Below are 15999 nucleotides of genomic sequence, written 5' to 3'. Positions count from 1 at the left end.
ACCTCCGTCCATCGACATCCAACCAACGACGTCTTCCTTCATCCCCCCTAGGGGATATCCACGCCCCTCGAGGTGAAGACAGGTGGACGCAGCAGCGCGCCCTCCGTGTCCTCCAGCGAGGCGATGAGCGACACCCCTGTCCCGGAGCAGTTGACCGGGAGCTGGAGCTGCACTTCCCCCGTCGCGGGTGAGGCGGCGGAGTCGCTCACGAGGATCTCCTCGCAGCCCTTCCCGCCCCCCCGTACCATGACACGCACGCGGCCGTCGGCCCCGGCGCTCGCGCCCGGGCGAAAACCGGTGACTCGGACGCGTACGGCGCTTCCCCGGCTCAGCCGCTGTCCCTCCAGCTCCGGATAGAGCCAGGTGACTTCCGGGCGCCCCACGTCCAGCGACGACGCCGCGCGAGTCAGGTCCCCCACGTGGTCCAGGCCTGGACCGCCCGCCGCCACCAGCCGCGAGGGCCCCAGGGTGTCGCGAGCATCACGCCCGGTAACCTGGAGCACCTCCACTCGAAGGAGCGCCCGCGAGCCCAGGTGGTCGCCGAAGTACGTCCGGTCCTCGAGCCCCGCGGGAGGTCGAGGAACACGGATGCCCTCCTCGAGCTCGTCGGGTGAGGCCAGGACCGTCCAGCGTCGCCCGAGGCGGTCCGTGAAGACGACGCGGACCAGGGTGGCGGGCTCGTCGACATCGGCGCGCAGCTCTCGTCCCTGGAGTCCGTGGGCCTCGGCGCCGTCGAAGTTGTAGCGGGCGTCCTCGGGAATCGGGAGGAAGTCGACGGTGGGCTCGACGGGGTGCTCGCCCAGGGGGTCGAAGGTCAATCCCGGCAGGTCCGCCACCACGAAGCCGGTCGCCGTGCCCGCGGAGGCATCGTCGAGGGCCGCTCGGGAGGTGGCTCCCACCAGGAGTCGGTAGGGCTGCCCCTCCAGGCCATGGTGCGCGGGGGCCATGCGCAGGGCCACCACGCCGGACCGGCCCACCCGCACATCCGCGTCCGTGTTCGGGTCCGCGGGCGCGACGTTGGCCGCGGCTCCGAGCCCCAAGGGCACCAGCCCTCGTCCCGGAGCCACCACGGTGCTCACCACATAGGCCCGGTCCAGATAGGTCCCCCGGTAGCGCGGAAGCTCCGGGACGCGCACGGCGAAGGGAAACGCCAGACGCACGCCCTCGAAGTCCAGGGACACGCTCTCGGAATACGCCACGGTGTCTGGCCTTGGTTCTCCCGTGGAGAGGCCCGGCGTGGGGACCAGGCGGAAGGCGGCATCGCGCGCCACGGACGAATAGAAGCGCGGAGACAGGGGGAGCAGGCGCCCCAGCATCAGCAGCGGGTCGGCTCCGGGTTCCAGTGCATTGAGCGGCAGCTCCGCCACCGGCACGCTCCCCGTCAGCCCCCAGGCCGCGCGGGTGCCACAGGTACCGGACAGGATGGCCTCCTCGGGATTCAACACGCCCGCCAGCGCGCCATCGCAGATACCCGCCACCCCGGGCGCGGAGGCCGGAGGCGGCGTGCCCCCTTCCAACCAGAGCGCCGTGCCCGACGGCAGGGGCAGTCGCCGCGTGCCGCCCGCGCTCACTTCCACCTCGCGCTCGAAGCCCAGCAACGTCCCCGACGCCAGCTCGGAGAAGAGCCCCGGCACCGACAGGCCCGTCATTCCCAACCGCAGCATGGGAGCCGGGACGCCGGCCGCACGCGGCTCGACGAAGTCGACCCGCACGCCTCCGGAGAAATCCTGCGGGTTGCGCCGCAGCGCCATCCGGACATCGCGGTGGTCGTCCACGTCATGGCGGGCCAGCGTGAGGTAGCCGAAGTCCGGGTGGAAGGCGGACAGGCCCACGGTGCCCGAGGCGGGCACCCACGCGACGCCATCGAGCCCCGTCAGCGCCACCGACAACATCTTCCCGCCCACCTCCGACACGGCGACGGAGGCCAGCGGCAACGGGCGTCCCGTCAGCTCGTCAAACACGAGCACGCGCACCCCTCCGTCCGGCACGTCGGGGCTGAGCACCATGACGCGGGCGCGGCAGACGGCCGAGCCGACGCGCGCCTCCACCACGTCCTGCTCCGCGCCGGGCACCCGCAACGTGAAAGCAGCCCGGACGCCCGTGCCCCCACCTGTCGCCATCGGAGAGAGGGACAACCACGTCGCGCCATCACGCGGCACCACGGGCCGCCCGGACGCATCCTTCACCCACACCCCGAAGACGACGGACAGCTCGGGGCTGCCCACGACGACCTCCGGCGTCACCTGGCACGAGGCCGCGAGCGCCGGGGCCGGAGGCGCCCCGCAGGCCCCGTCCCGGCAGACCTCGTCCACGCCGCAATCCGCGTCCGCGGCGCACAGGCCCACCACGCACCGGTTCATGTCGCACTGACAGCCCAGCGGGTTGTCACACATGGGCAGCGCATATTGCTGGCGCTTGCCCTCCTCACAGTCCTCGCGGGTCCGACAGGCGGGCTCACAGCGGGACAGCGCCGTGTTGCAGATGAAGAGGGACGGGTTCGGGCAGTCCTGGTCCACCGCGCAGGGGCCCGGCAGCGGCTTGTTGTCGCCGGGGATGCCGGGGATTTCGTCGGCGTTCATCCCACAGCCGGCCAGCGTCCCCAGGGCGCACACGAGGGCTGTCAGCAGCAGGGGACGAGGCGAGGGACTCATTCGGTGCGGCTCCCGGGGGGCGGAACGCCCAAGACCATACAGGCACGACGCCCGTCGCGCGACGGCGCGGAGGGCCCTGAAGCCCCCTCGCTGGACACCGTCGGACCCGGCCGCCCGCTCTTCGCCCACGTCACGCAACAGGTGGTTGGCTTTCAGGTTCTCACGAATCATCATCGTGCGCGATGGCCCGTGGCGAGCCCAAGTCCCTGGAAAGTCTCCTACCCCGTGTCCTGGCGCGCCTCGCGGGTGAGTCAGGCCGGGGCCATGCCCTCGCGCCCGTGTGGGGCGCGGTGGTGGGAGCACACATTGCCCGCCATAGCTCCCCCCGTGCGCTGGAGGGCGGCACCCTCGTCATCATCGTCACGAGCGCCGAGTGGGCCCGCACCCTGGAGGCCGAAGCGCCCTCGCTGTGCGCGCAGCTCAATGAACGACTGGGCCCCGGCACAGTGAAGGCGCTCACCTTCCGGTGGGACACCCGATGATCGCCGTGCTCGCGCTGACGGCGCTCCTGGCCGCCGCGCCCGGGCCCACGACGGGAGCACCGAGGCCCGGCACGCCCTCCAGGGCCGCGACGGCGCCGTCAGTGCCCCTGGCGCCGCGCACCCCACCGCCCGAGCGCAAGGCCCCGCTGACGCCGGCGGAGTCGATGGAGCGGCAGGCCGCCCAGCATGTGGTGCGGGAGTTCGAGCGCGTGGGACGTCGCGCGCCCACGGAGGACAGCGCGCTGAGCGTGGCCGCGAGGCGACTGGCCCACGATGCGCTCAGCGGCGTCTTCACGGGTGCGCCCGACCTCTTCACGCTCACGGAGGCCGTCAGCGACGCGGGCGCGGCGGATCCCGCACCCCGGGCGCTCGTCATCCGCGCGTGGGCCCATGCGCATGCGCTCGAGTCGCTGCGCGCCCGGACCGACCTCAACTCGGATCGAGCCACCCACTTCGGCGTGGGCGTGGCCCTGGTGGACAAGCGCGCCGCCCTGGTGACGTTGGTGTCGGACCGCAAGGCGGAGCTGAAGCCGTTCCCCCGCGTCATGCCCGGCGAGCGCGCGGTGCAGACACTCTGCGGAAGGCTCAATCCGCCGCTCCATGCGCCGGAGATCTACGTCACGCGACCCGACGGCGAAGTGGTCATCGTCCCCCTCACGCGGCGAGGAACGGAGGGCTCCGACTTCTGCACGCGCCTGGATTTCCTCAAGCCCGGCACCTACACGGTGGAGGTGGTCGCGCAGGGCGACGCGGGCCCGGAAGTCACGTCCCTGTTCCTCACGCAGATTGGGGAAGTCCGTCTGCGCGGCGAGCGCGAGAACAACGTGGAGCCCACCACGGAGGAAGGCGCGCGGAGCGCGCTGCATGAGCGCATCAACGCCCTGCGCCGGGCCCATGGGCTGGTGGAGCTGATGCCGGACCCGGTGCTGGAGCGCGTGGCCCAGGGGTACAGCACGCGCATGACGACAGAGGGCTTCTTCGCGCACATCGCGCCGGATGGGAGCACCCTCACCCGTCGACTCCCCCCGGGCTCGCGCTACGGACGGGCCGGAGAGAACCTGGGGCAGGCCGCCGGGCCGCTCGCGGCGCACTTCGGCATCGAGCACAGCCCGGGTCACCGCCGGAACCTGTTGGATCCCGGGTTCCGCTTCATGGGGGTGGGCGTCGTCCTGCGAACAGTGGCAGGCGGTCGCAGCGAGGCCACCGTCACGGAGGTCTTCACCGCCGCGTCGCCCGCCTCGGCGGACCCGCAGAATCCCCAGCAGGACGCGTATGACGCCCTGGCGCGGTGGCGCGCCGCGAAGAAGCTGCCGCCCCTGGCCCGGAGTCAGGCGCTGGAGTCACTGGCGGTGGCACATGCCCGACATGCGCTGGAGTTGGACCAGCCCGCGGCCCAGCCTGGCGAGGCGCCCTTGCACGAACGGGTGTTCCGGGTGCTCCCCGACGCGGGGACCGCATCGGTGGACTTCTTCGTGGTCTCTGACCCGGCCGCGCTCCCCGAGTCCCGCAGCGTCACCGAAGCCACCAACAACCGGGTGGGCGTGGGCGTGGTGCGGGGCGATTCGAAGCGCTTTGGCGCGAAGCAATACTGGGTCGCCGTCATCTACGCCGCGGTCCAGTGAGGCGCGGCGGGCGCGGCCCGTGTGGGGCGCCCCTCTCCATAACGGGGCCTCCCCTCACACGGTGAAGCGACTCTGAATCAGACGGGACGGCGCTGGGTGGCGTAAGCCTCGAGGCCCATCTGCGGCGGCGCGGCGTGCTGATACATCGGGCACTTCATGCATGTGAAGGACTGCCACCCTCGCCGGACCGCTTCGTCCAGGCAGTTGTCATACTGGTGGCAATTCAGGTTGCGATGCGTCTCGACACCGGCACGCTTCGGCCCGGCCTCGGGATTGATGGTTTGCGGCAGATCGGCTGGACACGGCTTCATGGAGCCCTCCCTCTGTGCTGTTTCCCCCCCGAGCGCTGTGAACGAGCAGTGTTACCGGACGACAGGTCCCGCCTGGACAACGACGGACCGGGGTAGCGTGCAACGGCCGCGCAAAGTAGTGATGCACCCCGGGTGACGCAACGGGCCGACTTCAATGACCCAAGAGCACGTAATCGCCTGAACGCTTTCAGCGAATGACGACGGGTTGAGGACATTTCGAACCGGCCCGATGGCGCGCGGATTTAGGACTTGTCGGGCCGGCTGTCAAACCACCCCCCTCGTGTGAGAGGGGGAATGATTGAGGGACGCGTCTCGTTGGCAGGCCGCAAAGCCGCGTGCTGAAAGGGAGAACACATGAGCTGGATGGGGACGGTCGCGGGGTGGGCACTGGGGGTTTCCCTGGGACAATCCCCGACAACCCTGGAGGCCGTGCGGCTTCATCAGACCGACGCGACCTCTCGGGCCCAGAGCGAGTGGGCTGCCTGCGTGGCGAAGCAGTGTCCAGACGCGGGGCGGCTCGCCTTGCTGGCGGGCACACTGGCCCTGTCCGACGGGCGAGCGGCCGAGGCGCGCGACATGCTCGCGGCCGGCCCCGCCCCTGCCCTGCTGGAGCCCTACCGGGCCTTCTATCTGGGCCAGGCGCGCTTCTACGCGGGGGATGCCGCGGGGGCCGCGCTGGACTTCGCGCGGGTGCTGGAGGCCCCGGGAGCGCCCCTGGACCTGGTGACGCGGGCCCGGTCACGGCTGGGCGAATCGCTCCTGAAGGCGGGCAAGGCGAAGCAGGCGGTGGGCGTGCTGGAGGCGGCGGTGAAGGCGACGCCGTCCCCGGAGCTGCTCTTCCAGCGGGCCCAGGCGCGAGGCGCGTCGGGCAATCGCGCGGGGCAGCAGGCGGATTTGATGACGGTGGCGCTGCGCTTTCCCACGCACCCGTACGCCGATGACGCGGTGAAGTGGCTCACCGAGGTCCGCCGTCCCGGGGTGCGCCTGGGCTTCGCGGAGCGCGCGCAGCGCACCGAGGGCTTCCTCAGCGGTGGCGCGTCCCAGCGCGCGCTGGAGGAGCTGGAGGCGCTGAAGGGCGACAAGCTCTCGAAGGAGCAGACGGCGAAGGTGTCGCTGCTGCGGGCCAGGGCCCTGTTCGCGCTGGGCCGCGACGAGGACGCGCGGCAGGCGCTCGCCGTCGCGGAGAAGGGGCCCGCGAGTGTCGCGGCCGACGCGGAGCTGCTCGTGGCGCGGCGGGCCCTGCGCGCGGACGACAACGAGAAGGCCCGGGCGCTGATGGCGGCGCTGGACCAGAAGTACGCCTCGCAGTCCGCGGGCGAGGAAGGCGCCTTCTTCGCGGGCTGGCTCGACCTGCAGGCGGGGCGCTTCGCCGAGGCCGCGAAGGCCTTCACCGCGCATGGGGAGCGCTACGCGCGCTCGCGGCGTCGGGACGAGGGCCTGTGGTTCCGGTCTCTCGCGTACCTGCGACTGGCGGACTACGCGAAGGCGCGCGCGTCGCTGGAGTCGCTGGTGGCGACCTTCCCGAGGAGCAGCCTGGCCCCGCAGGCGCGCTACTGGATGGCGCGCAGCCGCGAGTTGGGCGGCGGGGCCGCCGCGGAGGTCGGCCCGGAGTACGAGCGTCTCATCACCGTGGCGCCCGCGTCGTTCTACGCGCTGCTGGCCTCGGAGCGGCTCAAGGAGCTGGGACGGGTGGCGCCGGCGAGCTTCCCGCGCCCTCCCCTGTCGCTGGAGCTGCCGCGTCCTCCCGAGCTGGGGCTGGCGGTGGAGCTGACGCGCACAGGCCTGTTCCGGGACGCGGCCGAAGAGGTGGAGTCGCATGTGGCGCGCCTGCGCTCCGCGGACCAGGCCCTGCCCTTCGCGCACGCGTTGATCGGCCTGGGTGAGTTCGGCCATGCGCACACGGTGGCGGCGCGACACCTGTGGGGCCGGGCCTTCGGCTCCCGCGAGCCGGATGCGCTCGCGGCCTTCTATCCTCGGGCCTTCTCGAACGCGGTGGAGCAGGCGGCGACGGCGCACAAGGTGGACCCGTTCCTGGTGTGGGCCATCATGCGGCGGGAGAGCGCCTTCAAGCCGGAGGTCATGAGCGCGGCGGACGCGCGCGGGCTGATGCAGATCATCCCCAAGACGGCGACGGAGATCGCCCGGAAGCTCGCGGAGCCAGACCCGGCGCCCGCCGACCTCTTCTCGCCCGAGCGCAACATCCGCTACGGGGCCTGGTACCTGTCACGGCTCATGGAGCGCTTCTCACATCCGGTGCTCGCGGCGGCCGCATACAACGCGGGACCGAGCGCCGCGGCGAAGTGGGCCCAGGAGCGCGGCGACCTGCCGCTGGACCTCTTCGTGGAGTCCATCCCCTTCCGGGAGACGCGCGGCTACGTCAAGCAGGTGGTGGCGGACCTGTTCCTCTACCACGCCTTCTACGACGCCCAGGGCGTGCAGCCCCGGCTGTCGCTGGTGGTGCCCGCGCCCTCCAAGGAGGGCGTCACCTTCTGAGCCGAGCCGGCCCAGCGGGTGGAGCGCCCACGCGCCCTACCCGCGCGCCGCCATGCGGCGGAGGATCTCCGCCTCCATGGAGTGCACCACCTCCGACAGCGGCAGGCTGCTGGAGTCCACGCGGATGGCGTCCTCCGCGGCCTTCAGCGGAGCCACCGCGCGCGCGGAGTCATCCTTGTCGCGCTTCGTCTGGTCGGCGAGCACGTCGTCGAGGCTGCTCTCCACGCCCTTCTGGAACAGCTCCTCGAAGCGGCGGCGGGCGCGCACCTCCGGGTTGGCCTCCAGGAAGAACTTCGCGTCCGCGTCCGGGAACACCACCGTTCCGATGTCGCGGCCTTCCAGGATGGAGCCCTTGCTCGACTCCAGGGCCAGGCGACGCTGGAGCTGGAGCAGGCCCGCGCGGACGACAGGGCGCCCGGACACCTGCGACGCGGCCATGGAGATTTCGGGCGAGCGGATGTCGCCCGACACGTCCTTGCCGCCGAGGAAGACGCGGTTCTCCTCGCCCACCACCTGGAAGTGGATGTGCACGCGGCCCAGCAGCTCCCCCAGGCGCGCGTCGTCGTCGTAGGGGATGCGCTCGTCCGTCGCCATCAGCGCCACGCAACGGTAGATGGCGCCCGTGTCGACGAGGGAGAAGCCGAGCCGGCGCGCCAGCAGCTTGGACACCGTGGACTTGCCAGCACCGGCCGGCCCGTCGATGGCGACGATGAAGCAGCGTGGGCTCACGAGAGCACCTCTTTCAGTGCGCGCACGCACCGCTCGTTCTCCGAGGCCGTCCCCACGGAGATGCGAAGACAGGTGGGAAAACCCCCGCCCGCGAAGGGCCGGACGATGACGCCCTTGCGCAGGAGCAGCTCGTACAGCTCGGTGGAGGAGCGGCGGAAGTCCGCGAACACGAAATTCGCGTGGCTCTTCGTGAGGGTGATTCCCAGCGGGGGCAGCTCCGCCTCGAAGTAGCGCAGGCCCGCGCGGTTGTTCTCCCGCGTGCGCCGCACATGCTCGGTGTCCTCCAGCGCCGCCAGCCCCGCCGCCTGCGCCACCACCGTCAGGTTGAAGGGCATGCGCGTGCGCTGCAGATACATGGCGAGCTTCGCGTCCATGACGCCGTAGCCCAGGCGGATGCCCGCCAGCCCGTGAATCTTGCTGAAGGTGCGCAGCGCCACGACGTTCGGGTGACGCCGGAACAACTCCACGCCGCTGACGTAGTCGGGCCAGTCGACGAACTCGAAGTAGGCCTCGTCGTAGGCAATCAGCACCTCGGGCGGGACGGCCGCGAGGAAGGTCTCCAGCTCGTTCCGGCCAAACGCCGTGCCCGTCGGGTTGTCCGGATTGGCCAGGAAGATGAGCCGCGTGCGCGGCGTCACCGCGCGCGCCATGGCCTCCAGGTCGTACTGGTAGCCCTCGCGCATGGGCACCTCCACGAAGGGCCGCCCGTGGGCCTGCGCGGAGATGCGGTACGCGGAGAAGGAGTTCCTGCACAGGAGGATTTCGTCCTCCGGCGTGGTGAAGGTGCGGATGAGCAGCTCGATGAGCTCGTTGGAGCCGCTGCCCAGCACCACTTCCTGCGGCTGCACGCCCAGGGACGCGGCCAGCCGGCGCACCAGGTGGAACGACGTGGCATCCGGATACAGATGCACCTGGGTTGACGCCAGCCGCATGGCCTCGAGCGCGCGCGGGGAGGGCCCCAGCGGGTTCTCGTTGGAGGCGAGCTTGATGACACCGGTCAGGCCGAACTCGCGCTCGGTCTCCTCGATGGGCTTGCCCGGCACGTACGGTTTGAGCGTTTCGACATGGGGAGGAACGAGAGGTCGCATGGAGGTAGAGGCCCTGGAGATGTGCCTCAGCGACCGGTGAACACGCCGAGCGCGCGGAACTTCGCGTAGCGGTCCTTGACCAGACCGTCGGGTGACAGCTCGGCGAGCTGGCCCAGGTGCTTGCGCAGCACCTTGCCCAGCGCCTCGGCCGCCTTCGCGGGGTCTCGATGCGCGCCACCTGCGGGCTCGGGCACCACCTCGTCGATGATCTTCATCTGGAGCAGGTCGCCCGCGGTGAGCTTCATCGCATCCGCCGCCTTGTCCGCCTTGCTGGCGTCGCGGAAGAGGATGGAGGCGCAGCCCTCCGGCGAGATGACTGAATAGACGCTGTTCTGGAACATCAGCACGCGGTTGCCCACGCCAATGGCGAGCGCGCCACCCGAGCCGCCCTCACCCACCACCGTGGAGATGATGGGCACGCGCAGCCCGCTCATCACCTCCAGGTTGACGGCGATGGCCTCCGCCTGGCCGCGCTCCTCCGCGCCGATGCCCGGGTATGCGCCCGGCGTGTCCACGAAGGTGAGGATGGGCTTCTCGAAGCGCTCCGCCAGCTCCATCAGCCGGCGCGCCTTGCGGTAGCCCTCCGGGCGCGGCATGCCGAAGTTGCGCGCCATGTTCTCCTTGGTGTTGCGGCCCTTCTGATGCCCCATCACCATCACCGGCTTGCCGTCGAAACGGGCGAAGCCTCCGACAATCGACGGGTCCTCGCCGAAGTGCCGGTCTCCGCACAGCTCCACGAAGTCGGTGAACAGCAGGCGGATGTAGTCCAGGAAGTAGGGGCGCGCGGGGTGGCGGGACATCTGCACCACCTGCCACCGCGTCAAGTCACTGAAGATCTCCGTCTGGAGCTTCTTCGCCTTCTTCTCGAGCTTGGAAATCTCCGAGGTGAAGTCCGCGGAACCACCCGTGGACAACGCCTTGAGCTCATCGATCTTCTTCTCCAGCTCGATGAGCGGGCGCTCGAAGTCGAGCGCGTAACTGATGCCGGTTGCCATGGCGCGGAACTAGCACCAGGGTAAGGCACCTTTCAACGCGCAAGCGGTTACGCACCGCACCGTGTCACGCTGCCGGACACCTGCGTCCCATTCGGAGCGACATGTTTCTGGCCCTGCCGCTGCTCGTCCTGGCGCTGACCGCCCCCCCTGCCACCCCGGCGCCCCCCTCCGCGAAGGGCCTCAACACCGAGGGCTTCCGCCTGTACCGGGCCGGCCGCTACCCGGAGGCCCTGGAGAAGTTCCAGGCCGCCGCCAAGGAAGACCCGGCGTACGCCCTGCCCCGCTACAACGCCGCCGCCACGCTGGGCGTGCTGCGCAAGCAGGGCCGCGTGTGCGAGTACGGCGCCCATCGGGACGTCATCGTCGAGCACCTCTCCCAGGCGGTGAGGCTGGACGCCCGGCGCCTGGCCCGCGCCCGCCAGGACGCCGACCTGGACGGCATTCGCGACACGCTGGGCTGGCAGCGGCTGCTGGGCCGAGTCCCGGAGCGCGAGGCGGACGTGCCCTTCCTGCTGCGCACCGTGGCCTGGTACGGCCCGGGCGTCGGCGTCCTGGGCAGCACCCGGGGATTGCGCTTCCTCACCCGGGGCAGGGCCGTCCTTTGGACCCGCTCCGTGGACGCGGAGGGCAAGCCCCAGCGAAGCGAGGTGTCCGGGACGTATTCGGTGACCGGCCGTCAGGTGGAGCTGCGCCTCAAGGGACAGGCACCCCGCACGGGCACGCTGACGGAGGCAGGAGCACTCACCTTCCCCGAACTCGGAACGTTCACCGACGCGCCCTCGGAGTGCGACGCCTGAGACGTCCCGCGTCCGAGTGCTGACCAGCCACCACTTGGGATGACGGGGCTCGCACGCATACAGAAGCCCCACGAGAAGAGCGCTTGGTCCTCACGTGAGAGGACGCCAAGGTGCTCAGCGGGGGCGGACGGGAACGGGCCTCGGCGGGCGTTTCAGGTGGGAGGCCACCAGCACAATGGCGGGGCCCCCACCTCGCTGCTTCAGGCGGCCTTGATCTTCGCGGCCGGAGGAGACAGCGCGTACCACGCCGTCCGGAACGCCTTCAGCTCGCGCAGCCCGGCCGGGTGCCGACCGAGCGCCGGTGCCATGGTGACGGGCAGGCCCAGCTTCTTCTCGATGGCCTTCGCCGCGTTCAGCTCCAGCTTGCGGCGGTTCTCGCACTTCTCGCAGGTGGACTTGGGGCCCACGCGGTTGACGAGGATGCGCTCCACCGGGAGCTTCCTCTCCTTCAGGTACTCCACCACGCGCTCGGTGCGGGACGCGGCCAGCTCCTCGCCGCGGGTGACGACGACGAAGCGCGCCTCCGTGGGAGACGCCAGCGCCTCCTCGAAGCGCTTCGCGTGTTTGATCATCCCCGCGATGTCGTCCGCCAGCTCGCCCAGGCCCTTGGCCCGGTGCTTGTTGAGCACGGCGTGCAGCGCGCCCAGCCACGTCTTCGCCGTCTCCGCCAGCTCCACCACGCGCACGGAGTTCACCACCGGCGACGAGTCCACGACGATGCGCTTGAAGCGCTCCTGCACCAGCGCGTCGGTGAGCACGCTCATCGCCGCCAGCTCGTCGATGCCCGGGGGCGCGGACTCCAGCAGGTTGCGCAGGTAGAGCAGATCCGCGGGGACGTCGTTGCCCGCCTTGGGCGCGCCCTCGAAGGCCTTCTCCGCCTTCTCCTTGAGCCGCTTGCGCAGGGCGTTGAACCAACCCGCCATGTCCAGCTCGCGCGCGTACAGACCCTTGGTGCCCTTCACCTGCGTCTCGGTGTCCGTCAGCCGGCTCTGGAGCACGTCCGACAGCGAGTGCGCCGGATCCGTGGAGATGAGGAGCACCGGCCCCTCCTTCTCCGTCAGCGTCACGGCGGCGGCGGCGGCGCAGGAGCTCTTGCCCACTCCGCCCTGCCCCACGAAGAAGATGAGCCGCGTGGGCGGCAGCGGCGGCGCGGCGATGGGCGGCATGGACGGCGCGCGCACCAGGGCCGGAGGGCCCTCCGCGGCGGCGAACTCCAGCGCCTTCGTCTCCTTGCCACCCGCCCAGGCCTTCGCGAACAGGCCCACGCCATCCAGCCCGCGCGGCGCCACTTCACGACGACCCAGCAGGTGGACCGGCACGGCCTTGTCCAGCGCCTGGAACTTGCGCACGTGCGGCGCCTGCAGACCCCGGCGGCCCTGACACGCGGGACACCCCTCGCGGTCCTCCACCTGGTTGACGACGATCTCCGTCACCGGCAGCCCGCGCTCGCGCAGCTGGGTGAAGAGCATGCGCGTCTGCGCCTCGGGAACCGGCTCGGCCAGCGCCACCAGGTGGAAGGCGGTGCGCGCGGGGTCCTTCAAGAGCCCCAGCAGCTTCTCCGCCTTCTGCCCCAGCGCTTCCAGGTACGTCGGCTCCGCCGCGGCGGCCTCCGCCTTCTTGCCCTTGCCCGTGGACGGCGCCGGCTTGTCGCCGCCCGCCTTCACCAGGCCCAGGAACTTGCGCAGCCCCACCGGCAGGTCGAACAGGCGCAGCGTGTGGCTCGTGGGCGAGCAGTCCACGACCACCCGGTCGAAATCCTCACCCTCCAGCAGCGACACCACGTGGAAGAGCCCGACCAGTTCCTCCAGCCCGGGGACGGCCTGCTGATACAGCGAGCCCAGCTCCTCCTCGGAGAAGTGGGTGCCCTTGCCAGCGGCCTTCTTCAGCGCGGGCAGGTAGTCCGCCAGGAACGGCTTGAGCAGCGCGGCCGGCTCCAGCTCCAGGCCCCAGACGCCACCCTCACCCTTGCCCGCCACCAGCTTCGAGGGCTTCGCGGTCAGCTTCTTCTTCAGCAGATCCGACAGGGAGCGCACCGGATCCAGCGAAACGAGCAGCACCCGCTCCTTCGGGACCTCCTCCGACAACCGCAACGCGTACGCCGCCGCGAGCGTGGTCTTACCGACCCCGCCCTTGCCGCCGAAGAAGTGAAGAACTCGCGCGTCGCTCATTGCGTTGTGGCCTTCCTTGTGCCCCCCCGGCGGCACTCTGATGCACACTCCTGATTTGCCGAGAAGAAGGCGTCGGAGTTTGCCCGGTGCGTCGACCTGTACGGCCGGGCCATCCCTGTGGGTGGGAGTCGACCACAGAATCCCTTGTCCAGAGGTCAAAAGTCAAGAATTGACGCGGGGTTTCGCGGAGGGTCGGCCCCTCTCGGCACCTCCTGCCAAGGCCTTCTTGACCGCCCCTCCGAGCCGCTCCAACAGCGCGGAATCCGGAGGGGATTTCCTACCCGTCAGGTCAGCGAGCGACCAGGTTGTGGGCGCTCAGGGGGCCATCGCCTCCCTGTCCCCCCAGCGGCCCGTTGTCACGCGAGGGCCCGCCTTGCTGAGTGCGCGCCTCCGCCGCATAGCGATTGAGCTTGTTGTAGAGCGTCTTCTCGCTCACCCCGAGCACCTCCGCCGTGCGCGCCTTGTTGTTGCCATTGCGCTGGAGGCTTCCCAGGATGTACTCGCGCTCCACCGCGTCCAGGCTCAGGCCAAAAGGCAGCCGGAACGTGTGTCGTTCCGGGCCCTTGCCCGCCATGTCCGGCGGCAGGTGCTCCCGGGTGATCAGCTCCCCGTCGCAGAGGATCACCGCGCGCTCCACCGCGTTGCGCAGCTCGCGGATGTTGCCCGGCCACTCGTAGTTCTTGAGCACCTCCATGGCCTCCGGGTGCACCCCGGACACGCGCTTGGCCGAGTCCCCGCGGAACTTGTCCACGAAGTGCTGGACCAGGATGGGCACGTCCTCGCGGCGCTCGCGCAGGGGCGGCAGGTGGATCTGGAACACGTTGAGCCGGAAGTAGAGGTCCTCGCGGAATCGCCCGTTCTTGATCTCCTGCTTCAGGTCGCGGTTGGTGGCGCACAACACGCGCACGTCCACCTCGAGCTCCACCTTGCCACCCAGCCGGCGCAGGCGGCTCTCTTCCAGCACGCGGAGCAGCTTGGCCTGCAGGTCGATGGGAATCTCTCCCAATTCGTCCAGGAACAGCGTGCCGCCATGGGCCAGCTCGAACACGCCCGGACGGCGCTGATCCGCGCCGGTGAAGGCGCCGCGCTCGTGGCCGAAGATCTCCGATTCGATCAGCGTGGCGGGGATGGACGCGCAGTTGATGGCGATGAAGGGCTTGTCGCGGCGCAGGGACAGGTTGTGGACGGCGCGCGCCACCACCTCCTTGCCCGTGCCGGACTCGCCGCTGATGGACACGCTGGCCTTGGACGGGGCCACCTTCTCCACCAGCTCGATGACCTTGCGCATGCCCGCGGACTGGGCGATCAGGTCGGAAGAGCCCAGCTGCTTGAGGCGACGGCGCAGCGTCTGCACCTCGCGCATCGTCTCCTTCTTCTCCAGCGCGCGGTCGATGCAGACCTTGAGGCGCGCGGTGTCCAGCGGCTTGACGATGAAGTCATACGCACCCTCGCGGATGGCCTCCACCGCCGCGTCGATGGTGCCGCGGCCCGTGAGGAACACCACCGGACAGTCCGGCAGCTCTTCCTTGAGGTTGCGCAGCAGCCACAGTCCGTCGGTCTCCGGCATCGCCAGGTCCGACAGGACGACGTCCGGTCGAAACTCTCCGGCCTTGCGCAGGGCATCGTGCCCGTCGAAGGCCGTCTCGACCTTGTGCCCCCAGGTGCTGAGCATTTCCGCCAGCGCCTCGCACGTGTCGCGTTCGTCGTCCACGGCCAGGATTCGTGCGCTACCCAAGATGAAGACCTCCGGTACTGCGTCGTGACGCGAATGGGGGATGACTCTGAAGGAGAAGCCTGGCGCCCGGTACAGCCCTCAAGCGCGAGGAAAGATGAGCCGGCAGGAACCACCTCGGACGTGGAGGTCCACTCCCAGCTGGGCACAGCGCAGCCCCAGGGCCGCCACCACGTCCGCGTGCTCCGGAGCGCTGTCGCCCCCGGTGTCCTCCACCTCCAGCACCGCCACCGAGCCTTCCCCTCGCACCGTGACGCGCACCGAGCCCCCGCCTTCGGCCCGCCGGAAGCCCCGCAGCAACGCCTGGATGACGAAGAAGCCCAGCTCCGAGGTGTCCGCCAGGCGGACCAGCACGCCCGCCTCCACCGCCACCTGCACCGTGGCCCGACGCTTGCGTCCCTCGTGAGCCACCACGCCCAGCGCCCGCGTCGTCGCGTCCGACAGGTCCACTTCGCCCGCCGTGCCGCCCCGGGTCACGATGAAGTCGGAGAACTGCCGCAGGATTCCGTCCACGCGCTGGATCTGCTCGCGCAGCGCCTTGAGGTTCTTCTCCTGCGACGGCGGCACCTGCCCGGTCTCCGCCTTCAGCTTCTCCGACAGCACCTCCAGGTGGATGGCCATCGCATTGAGCGGGTTGCGGACGTCGTGCAGCAGGCTGTCCATCAGCGTCTGCACGGCGCCATAGCGGGCAGCGCCCACCACGGGATCCGTCGCTTCCTGGACACGCACCACGCTACTGGACACAGCCGTCGAGCTAACCAACGGAAACTCCTCGGGTTTTTCGTCTCCCTCTCCCGCCGCCACCCCACCGCCGGCAAGAGTTAGGGAGCCTGTTCCACAACGTCAACCCTGGGTCGGTAATTCTTGCCGGAAACGGCAAATTCCCGAGTGGAGTCAATGGCTTGGACAGGCTCCGGAGTGTTGTCCGGAT

At 70.4% G+C, this 15999-nt stretch carries 12 protein-coding genes; 4 read left to right on the top strand and 8 right to left on the bottom strand.

The genetic code is table 11. The features are described from left to right. Positions 1–47 precede the first annotated feature (47 nt). Positions 48–2651 (bottom strand): carboxypeptidase regulatory-like domain-containing protein, encoded by a 2604-nt coding sequence (locus tag HUA78_RS21940; protein WP_174477072.1) that lies wholly within the window; start codon positions 2649–2651, stop codon positions 48–50. 182 nt (positions 2652–2833) lie between these two features. Between HUA78_RS21940 and HUA78_RS21935 the strand changes: the two genes are divergently transcribed. After that, positions 2834–3133, top strand: coding sequence for a DciA family protein (locus HUA78_RS21935; protein ID WP_174477071.1), 300 nt, complete (start codon positions 2834–2836; stop codon positions 3131–3133). Further along, complete coding sequence (locus HUA78_RS21930; protein WP_174477070.1) at positions 3130–4755, top strand: CAP domain-containing protein; 1626 nt, start codon at positions 3130–3132, stop codon at positions 4753–4755. The genes HUA78_RS21935 and HUA78_RS21930 overlap by 4 nt, the downstream gene beginning before the upstream one ends. A gap of 77 nt (positions 4756–4832) precedes the next feature. Here HUA78_RS21930 and HUA78_RS21925 read toward each other — a convergent pair whose 3' ends face one another. After that, complete coding sequence (locus HUA78_RS21925) at positions 4833–5066, bottom strand: hypothetical protein (RefSeq protein WP_141648765.1); 234 nt, start codon at positions 5064–5066, stop codon at positions 4833–4835. 354 nt (positions 5067–5420) lie between these two features. Here HUA78_RS21925 and HUA78_RS21920 point away from each other — a divergent pair, with 354 nt between their 5' ends. Continuing rightward, complete coding sequence (locus HUA78_RS21920) at positions 5421–7559, top strand: transglycosylase SLT domain-containing protein (RefSeq protein WP_141648764.1); 2139 nt, start codon at positions 5421–5423, stop codon at positions 7557–7559. Positions 7560–7595: 36 nt separating this feature from the next. Here the strand turns inward: HUA78_RS21920 and cmk are convergent, their stop codons facing one another. From cmk to HUA78_RS21905, 3 genes are read right to left on the bottom strand one after another with little or no spacing between them, the layout of a single operon-like run. Then, a complete protein-coding gene (gene cmk, locus HUA78_RS21915) occupies positions 7596–8288 on the bottom strand; it encodes a (d)CMP kinase (RefSeq protein ID WP_141648763.1) in 693 nt (230 codons plus the stop codon). Further along, positions 8285–9376, bottom strand: a complete 1092-nt coding sequence (hisC, locus tag HUA78_RS21910; RefSeq protein WP_141648762.1) for a histidinol-phosphate transaminase — start codon at positions 9374–9376, stop codon at positions 8285–8287. The genes cmk and hisC overlap by 4 nt, the downstream gene beginning before the upstream one ends. A gap of 26 nt (positions 9377–9402) precedes the next feature. Further along, positions 9403–10371 (bottom strand): acetyl-CoA carboxylase carboxyltransferase subunit alpha, encoded by a 969-nt coding sequence (locus HUA78_RS21905; RefSeq protein ID WP_141648761.1) that lies wholly within the window; start codon positions 10369–10371, stop codon positions 9403–9405. Positions 10372–10472: 101 nt separating this feature from the next. Here HUA78_RS21905 and HUA78_RS21900 point away from each other — a divergent pair, with 101 nt between their 5' ends. Then, on the top strand, positions 10473–11168 hold the full coding sequence (locus HUA78_RS21900) for a tetratricopeptide repeat protein (protein ID WP_174456607.1): 696 nt from the start codon (positions 10473–10475) through the stop codon (positions 11166–11168). Between the two features lie 200 nt (positions 11169–11368). On the opposite strand, the gene HUA78_RS21895 is transcribed toward HUA78_RS21900, so the two are convergent. The 3 genes from HUA78_RS21895 to HUA78_RS21885 form a co-directional block, all read right to left on the bottom strand. Next, positions 11369–13336, bottom strand: coding sequence for an ArsA family ATPase (locus HUA78_RS21895; protein WP_174463643.1), 1968 nt, complete (start codon positions 13334–13336; stop codon positions 11369–11371). A 289-nt stretch (positions 13337–13625) separates the two neighbouring features. After that, the gene (gene nla6 / locus HUA78_RS21890; RefSeq protein WP_141644773.1) at positions 13626–15071 is read right to left on the bottom strand and encodes an enhancer binding protein Nla6; all 1446 of its coding nucleotides are present in this window, start codon (positions 15069–15071) and stop codon (positions 13626–13628) included. Positions 15072–15149: 78 nt separating this feature from the next. Beyond that, positions 15150–15830 (bottom strand): HAMP domain-containing sensor histidine kinase, encoded by a 681-nt coding sequence (locus tag HUA78_RS21885; protein WP_174456609.1) that lies wholly within the window; start codon positions 15828–15830, stop codon positions 15150–15152. Positions 15831–15999 lie beyond the last annotated feature (169 nt).

It is taken from the genome of Myxococcus sp. CA033, assembly GCF_013336625.1.
Lineage (GTDB): Bacteria > Myxococcota > Myxococcia > Myxococcales > Myxococcaceae > Myxococcus > Myxococcus llanfairpwllgwyngyllgogerychwyrndrobwllllantysiliogogogochensis.
This window is presented reverse-complemented; position numbering and strand designations above follow the sequence as displayed.

What these genes read in the sequence shown, in the direction of transcription:
- HUA78_RS21940 (WP_174477072.1), bottom strand. Translation starts at nt 2,651, where the DNA reads ATGAGTCCCTCGCCTCGTCCCCTGCTGCTGACAGCCCTCGTGTGCGCC.
- HUA78_RS21935 (WP_174477071.1), top strand. Translation starts at nt 2,834, where the DNA reads ATGGCCCGTGGCGAGCCCAAGTCCCTGGAAAGTCTCCTACCCCGTGTC.
- HUA78_RS21930 (WP_174477070.1), top strand. Translation starts at nt 3,130, where the DNA reads ATGATCGCCGTGCTCGCGCTGACGGCGCTCCTGGCCGCCGCGCCCGGG.
- HUA78_RS21925 (WP_141648765.1), bottom strand. Translation starts at nt 5,066, where the DNA reads ATGAAGCCGTGTCCAGCCGATCTGCCGCAAACCATCAATCCCGAGGCC.
- HUA78_RS21920 (WP_141648764.1), top strand. Translation starts at nt 5,421, where the DNA reads ATGAGCTGGATGGGGACGGTCGCGGGGTGGGCACTGGGGGTTTCCCTG.
- hisC (WP_141648762.1), bottom strand. Translation starts at nt 9,376, where the DNA reads ATGCGACCTCTCGTTCCTCCCCATGTCGAAACGCTCAAACCGTACGTG.
- HUA78_RS21905 (WP_141648761.1), bottom strand. Translation starts at nt 10,371, where the DNA reads ATGGCAACCGGCATCAGTTACGCGCTCGACTTCGAGCGCCCGCTCATC.
- HUA78_RS21900 (WP_174456607.1), top strand. Translation starts at nt 10,473, where the DNA reads ATGTTTCTGGCCCTGCCGCTGCTCGTCCTGGCGCTGACCGCCCCCCCT.
- HUA78_RS21895 (WP_174463643.1), bottom strand. Translation starts at nt 13,336, where the DNA reads ATGAGCGACGCGCGAGTTCTTCACTTCTTCGGCGGCAAGGGCGGGGTC.